The sequence below is a fragment of the Paraburkholderia sp. genome (assembly GCF_034668105.1).
Lineage (GTDB): Bacteria > Pseudomonadota > Gammaproteobacteria > Burkholderiales > Burkholderiaceae > Paraburkholderia.
The window spans coordinates 1-6385 of the sequence record NZ_JAXDPY010000707.1 but is presented as its reverse complement, the minus strand read 5'-3'; the positions used below and the strand labels follow the sequence as shown (position 1 = coordinate 6385).

4 protein-coding genes and 1 pseudogene are annotated in these 6385 nt (G+C 62.9%); 4 read left to right on the top strand and 1 reads right to left on the bottom strand.

Going from position 1 to position 6385, the window contains the following annotated elements; genetic code table 11:
- The 4 genes and pseudogenes from glnA to QOC89_RS31175 all read left to right on the top strand — a co-directional run.
- Positions 1 to 345: pseudogene (gene glnA / locus QOC89_RS31190) on the top strand (glutamine synthetase); the annotation flags it as partial.
- A gap of 223 nt (positions 346 to 568) precedes the next feature.
- Entirely contained in the window at positions 569 to 1711 is a 1143-nt protein-coding gene (glnL, locus tag QOC89_RS31185; protein ID WP_179732913.1) for a nitrogen regulation protein NR(II), read from the top strand.
- Positions 1712 to 1826: 115 nt separating this feature from the next.
- Entirely contained in the window at positions 1827 to 3344 is a 1518-nt protein-coding gene (ntrC, locus tag QOC89_RS31180) for a nitrogen regulation protein NR(I) (protein ID WP_323048566.1), read from the top strand.
- Positions 3345 to 3455: 111 nt separating this feature from the next.
- Positions 3456 to 5717: a prolyl oligopeptidase family serine peptidase gene (locus QOC89_RS31175; RefSeq protein ID WP_323048565.1), complete on the top strand. Its 2262-nt coding sequence runs from the start codon at positions 3456 to 3458 to the stop codon at positions 5715 to 5717.
- 272 nt (positions 5718 to 5989) lie between these two features.
- Here QOC89_RS31175 and QOC89_RS31170 read toward each other — a convergent pair.
- Positions 5990 to 6385, bottom strand: a 396-nt coding sequence (locus QOC89_RS31170; protein WP_323048564.1) for an exodeoxyribonuclease III, incomplete at its 5' end; no start/stop codon positions are given.

Below are 6385 nucleotides of genomic sequence, written 5' to 3'. Positions count from 1 at the left end.
CGTATCGAAACGCGTTTCCCGGATCCGCTGGCGAATCCGTACCTGTGCTTCTCCGCGCTGATGATGGCGGGTCTGGACGGCGTGCAGAACAAGATTCACCCGGGCGAAGCTGCCGACAAGAACCTGTACGACCTGCCGCCGGAAGAGGATGCAAAGATCCCGACCGTGTGTGCCGGTCTCGACGAGGCGCTCGACGCACTCGACGCGGATCGCGAGTTCCTGACGCGCGGCGGCGTGTTCACGGATTCGATGCTCGACGCGTACCTCGAACTGAAGACGGGCGAGCTGCAACGCTATCGTCAGTCGGTACACCCGATCGAATTCGAAATGTACTACTCGCTGTAAGCGGCAATGACGCTTCGCCCTTCAAACGGCGAAGCGTTTGCCCGACGCTCGCGATCGGTCACAAAGGGACGGCGGCGCCGTCCCTTTTTTGTTGGACCCGCATGAGTCCACTCCCGACGTTTGTGGCGTAAGGGCAATGAAGTAGAACAGCAGGCAGTAAAGCAGGCGGGACAATAAGCGCACTACCTGATTTATCACCATCTCCTATCGGCCAGACTGCAAGATGGTTCTGAAGAATCTGATGAAGGCAAGGAAAGGCCACGAGCAGACGTTGTCGGACGACGTTCAGCTGGTGGGTTCCGGGTTGCTGCCGGGCTTCGAGGCATTGCCGACGGTTGTGCTGGTGCTCGAAAAGCGCACGCTGCGCGTCGCGTTTGCGAACCCGTCGGCGGAATCGATGCTGGAGCTCTCGCGAAAGCAATTGACGCAGATGGCGTGGCCCGACATTTTCTCGAATGCGGACGAATTGGTCGCGACCATTACCGCGATTGCCGCCAACCGGTTTCACGCAACGCATCTGGACGCCATACTCGAACGTCCAGGCCACGAGCCGCTGCATGTGCATGCGATCGTCGGTTTTCTGGAAAGCGCGCAAGACTATGTGCTGCTCGAACTGTTCGAGAACGAGCGGCATTTACGCACCGACCGCGAGGAACGCATCAATGACCTCACGGCCGTCAACAAACAACTGATCCGCAATCTCGCGCATGAAATCAAGAACCCGCTCGGCGGGATTCGCGGCGCGGCGCAATTGCTCGAGTTCGAACTCGGCGAGCGCCAGCGCGACGAGTTGCGCGAGTACACGCAGGTCATCATCAAGGAATCGGACCGGCTGCAAACGCTGGTTGATCGCTTGCTCGAGCCGCACCGTCATCCGCATATCGTCGGTGACGTGAATATTCACGAGGTCTGTGAACGTGTGCGCCAGGTGATCCTCGCGGAGTTTCCGCGTGGCCTCACGATCGAGCGCGATTACGATGTGAGCGTGCCGGACCTGCGCGGCGACAAGGAGCAGCTGATCCAGGCGCTGCTGAACATTGTGCGCAACGCTGCCGAAGCCTTGCGCGAACGCATCTCGCAAGGCGACGCGCGCATCGAATTGCGCACCCGGATTGCGCGCAAGATCACCGTGTCGAAACGCTTATGTAAGCTGGCACTGGACTTGCATATCACTGACAACGGACCCGGCATTCCCGAGGAAATCCGTGACCGCATTTTCTATCCGCTCGTGTCGGGGCGTGAGGACGGCAGCGGTCTCGGATTGACGCTCGCGCAGACTTTCGTGCAACAGCACGACGGCCTGATCGAAGTGGAAAGCCGGCCGGGCCACACCGAGTTTCAGATTCTGCTGCCGCTCGACTGCTAACACCGCATGCACCGTGAGAAAACGCCGGGCCGCCCCAGGTTTTCTCACTCCCCTCGGGGCGCCTGACGCGAAGCGACAGGTTTGGGGGCGCTCTCAAGACTTCTGACCGAACTATATGAAGCCGATCTGGATAGTAGACGACGATCAATCGATTCGCTGGGTGCTTGAAAAAGCGCTCGCTCGCGAAAACTTCGCGACCCGCAGCTTCGCGAATGTGCGCGAGGCTTCCGCGGCGCTCGATCACGACAGCCCTCAGGTGCTGGTTTCCGACATCAGGATGCCTGGCGGCTCCGGCCTTGAATTGCTGCAAACCGTGCGTGACAAAGTGCCGGGCTTGCCCGTCATCATCATGACGGCGTTCTCCGATCTGGATAGTGCGGTCGCCGCGTTCCAGGGCGGCGCGTTCGAGTATCTCGCCAAACCGTTCGACGTCGACAAGGCGGTCGAACTGATCCGCCGCGCGGTCGATGAAAGCATGCGCGGTGAACAGACGTGGGACGACCGCGTCGCCGATGCACCGGAAATGCTCGGCCAGGCGCCGGCGATGCAGGACATGTTTCGCGCGATCGGCCGGCTGTCGCATTCCGCGGCCACCGTGCTCATTACCGGCGAATCAGGCACCGGGAAGGAACTCGTGGCACGCGCGTTGCACCGACATAGCCCACGCGCGAATGGTCCCTTCATCGCACTGAATACGGCGGCGATTCCGAAGGATCTGTTGGAATCCGAATTGTTCGGTCATGAGCGCGGCGCGTTTACCGGCGCGCAGGCCATGCGCCAGGGGCGCTTCGAACAGGCTGAGAACGGGACGCTGTTTCTCGACGAAATCGGCGACATGCCGTTCGATTTGCAGACGCGTTTGTTGCGCGTGCTGTCGGACGGGCAGTTCTATCGCGTCGGCGGCCACAATCCGTTGCGCGCGAACGTGCGCGTGATCGCGGCGACGCACCAGAACCTCGAATCGCGTGTGCGTCAGGGTCTGTTCCGCGAGGACTTGTATCACCGGCTCAATGTGATCCGCTTGCGCTTGCCGGCTTTGCGCGAGCGCAGCGAAGACATTCCGCTGCTCACGCGCCACTTCTTGCAAAAGAGTGCGCGCGATCTGGGCGTGGAGCCGAAGCGCGTGTCCGAAGAGGCGCTGGCGCATCTCGCGTCTTTGCCATTTCCGGGCAACGTGCGTCAACTGGAGAATCTCGCCAACTGGCTCACGGTGATGGCGCCCGCGCAGACCATCGAGATCAAGGACTTGCCGCCCGATCTGGGACCCACGCAAGCCGGCGTGACCGATCTCTCGACCGGTGGCAGTGGCGTGCTCGGCACGGGTGAGGCGGGGCTCGCCGGCGGTGCGCCGATCAACGGCAACAGCGCGGCCGCGCATCCGGCTTCCGCTGCGGGCCTGCCGGCAGCGCCTGCTGTGAGCGCCTGGGAAGGCGGCCTGCGTACCGAAGTCGCGCGGATGCTGCGTGAGAATGCTGCCGACGTCATGGATGAACTCGCGCGGCGCTTCGAAGCGGCGGTGATTCGCGAGGCACTGGATTTCACGCGCGGACGCAAGGTGGAGGCAGCGGAGCGCCTCGGCATCGGTCGCAATACGATTACGCGCAAGATTCAGGAACTCAATCTCGAGCCCTGAGGTTCGCTGCGGTTCGCCGGGAAGGGTGGCCGGGGTGGCCTGATGGTCGACTCCGGGTTCCCCGGCCTCACGCAAGGCATAATCAACGCTGTTTTCATTCGACAGCTGACGATGCCCGCTTCTCCCGCTCCTTTCTCCTGGCCGCTTTCCCCCGATCCCTTTCTGTCGCTCGAAGTGCTCGACGACCCCGGCGCGCTCGCGTGGGTCGAAGCGCAGAACGCCCGCACGCACGCCGCGTGGCGCAGCAGCGCGGACTTCGAGTCGCTCAGGCAGCGGCTTGCCGACGCTTATCTGCCGCGCGAGCGTCCGGTCATTCCCGATCGCTGGAAGGACTGGGCCTACGATTTGTGGCAGGACGAACGTAATCCCAAAGGCATCTGGCGGCGTACGACGTGGGCTGCGTGGCGCAGCGGCGCGCCGGTCTGGCAGAACCTGCTCGATTTCGACGCGCTTGGTGCGGCCGAGGGCACGCCATGGGTTTGCGTCGAGCTCGACATTCTTTATCCGGACGGCGATCGTGCGTTGATCACGCTGTCGCCGGGCGGCTCGGATGCGCTCGTGGTGCGCGAGTTCGACATCGACGCGCAATGTTTTGTCGACGACGGTTTCGTGATTGCGAAGGCAGGCAAGCACACGGCTTCGTGGATCGATCGGGATACGCTTTATGTCGGGTGGGACAATGGCCGCAAGACGCTGACGCGCTCCGGCTATCCGCGCGAAGTCCGGCGCTGGACGCGCGGCAGTGCGCTGGGCGACGCGCCGGTTGTGTTCAGGGGCGCGTTCGGCGATATTGGCGTGGAGGCGCACTATGATCCGGTCGAGCGGCGCCATACGGTGGTGAGCAGCGTCGATTTCTTCGATTCGCATACGTATTACCTTGATGGTGCCGATGCTGATGCAGGCGACGCGGGTAATCGCGTGACTGTTACCACCAGCAACGCCCGCAGTACCAGCAACGCCAGCAACGCCAGCAACGCCAGCAACGCCAACAACGCCAACAACGCCAACAACGCCAACAACGCCAACAACGCCAATGGCTGGCGGCAGTACGACGTACCACCACAGGTCGCGGTCGGCGGCTGGCAGGGCTGGCTGCTGCTCGAGCCGCGCCTGGATTGGGATTGCAACGGCGTGCGTTATCCTGGCGGCGCGTTGCTGGCGATTCGCGAAACTGCATTCCTGCGTGGTGAGCGTGATGTGGTGCCGCTCTTCACGCCGACATCGCAAACCTCCGCCTGCGAGTGGACCCACACGCGCAATCATCTGATCGTGTCGTATCTGGAAGATGTGCGGAGCAAGACCTCGTTGTGGATCCCGTCGCAAGCGGCCGATCAAGCGTGGCATTGGCATCAGCGCGTCTTTCCGTCGCGTGATGACGAAGAAGCCGACGTCTCGCCCGTCGAGCCGACGCTGAACGACGAAGTGTTCGTCGATACCGACGATTATTTGCGGCCGCCCGCCTACTGGCTAACCGATCTTGGTCGGGATGATCTGACCGATTGGACGTTACTCGACCGCTGGCCAACCCAGTTCGACGCGACGCCGTTCGTCGTGACGCGGGCGCACGCGGTGTCCGCTGACGGCACGCGGGTACCGTATACGGTGATCGGACCACAGGATGCGCAACACGCCGTCGAAGGGCTGCAGACGCACAACCAAACGCACAACCAAACGCGCCCATGCCTGCTCAACGGTTACGGCGGTTTCGCGATTCCCTTGCTGCCGAGCTACCTGACCGGGCCGGGCATCGGCTGGCTGGAACGGGGCGGCGTGTATGTGGTCGCGCATATTCGCGGCGGCGGCGAGTTCGGCACCGAGTGGCATACGGCGGCGCAAGGTGAGCATCGGCAGCGCGCGTTCGACGATTTCATCGCGGTGGCCGAGGCGCTCATCAGCACAGGCGTGACCAGTGCCGCACAACTCGGTATTCAGGGCGGCAGCAACGGTGGCTTGCTGGTCGCTGCGTGCATGGTGCAGCGGCCTGAGTTGTTCGGCGCCGTGGTCTGCGAGGTGCCGTTGCTCGACATGCGCCGCTATCATCTGCTGCACGCGGGCGCGTCATGGATCGATGAATACGGTGATCCGGATCAACCCGACGAAGCGCGTGTGCTGGCTGCCTACTCGCCCTATCATCGCGTGAGTGCTGGCGTGGCGTATCCGCCCGTGCTGTTCACCACATCGACGGCCGACGATCGCGTCCACCCCGGCCACGCGCGCAAGATGGCTGCGCGCATGCAGGCATTGGGCGCCGAACGTGTCTGGTATCGGGAGAACACGGAGGGAGGCCACGGCGGCTCCGATGAGCTGGAGCAGGCCGAGCATGATGCGATGGTGTTTGAATTCTTATGGCGCTGCCTGGAGGGGGCGGCGTAGGGCTTTCAAAACAGGTCGGCTGGCGCCGCGCGTGGCTTTTGCGAAACCAGTTTGCAGTCGCTCCGCCTAACCCTCACCAGGGAATTCGCCGCGGGTGTTTGCGTAAACGCCCGAGCGCACTACGCTGCGTTGGGCTCGCTTGAATGCCCGCGTGAATGCCCGCGTGAATGCCCGAGTGAGAGCCCGCGTGAGAGCCCGCGTGAGGGCCCGCTTGAGAGCCCAAGCGAGCGCCCGTCGAGTCGCCCGCTCCAAAGCCTCGCGTACAGCGCCATTCAGCCGATCTGCGCGACCACCGGCGCATGGTCCGATGGTTGATCCCATTTGCGCGGGACCTTGTCGATGTCGCAAGATGAGCACACGTCGGCGAGCGCCTTAGACAGCAGAATGTGATCGATGCGCAGCCCCGCATTGCGGCGGAACGCCATCATCCGATAGTCCCACCACGAATAGATTTTTTCCGGCTGCTCGAACTGACGGAAAGCATCCAGCAGACCGAGTCCGATCAGTTGCACGAACGCGGCACGCTCTTCGGGCGACACCAGATTCTGGCCTTCCCATGCTTTTGGATCGTGGACGTCGCGATCTTCCGGTGCGATGTTGTAGTCGCCGAGCAGCGCGAGCTTCGGATAGAGCGCCATTTCGCGCGCGATCCAGTCATGCAGCGCAGC

Coding starts and splice junctions, on each gene's coding strand:
- QOC89_RS31175 (WP_323048565.1), top strand. CDS start 3,456: ATGCCCGCTTCTCCCGCTCCTTTCTCCTGGCCGCTTTCCCCCGATCCC.
- ntrC (WP_323048566.1), top strand. CDS start 1,827: ATGAAGCCGATCTGGATAGTAGACGACGATCAATCGATTCGCTGGGTG.
- glnL (WP_179732913.1), top strand. CDS start 569: ATGGTTCTGAAGAATCTGATGAAGGCAAGGAAAGGCCACGAGCAGACG.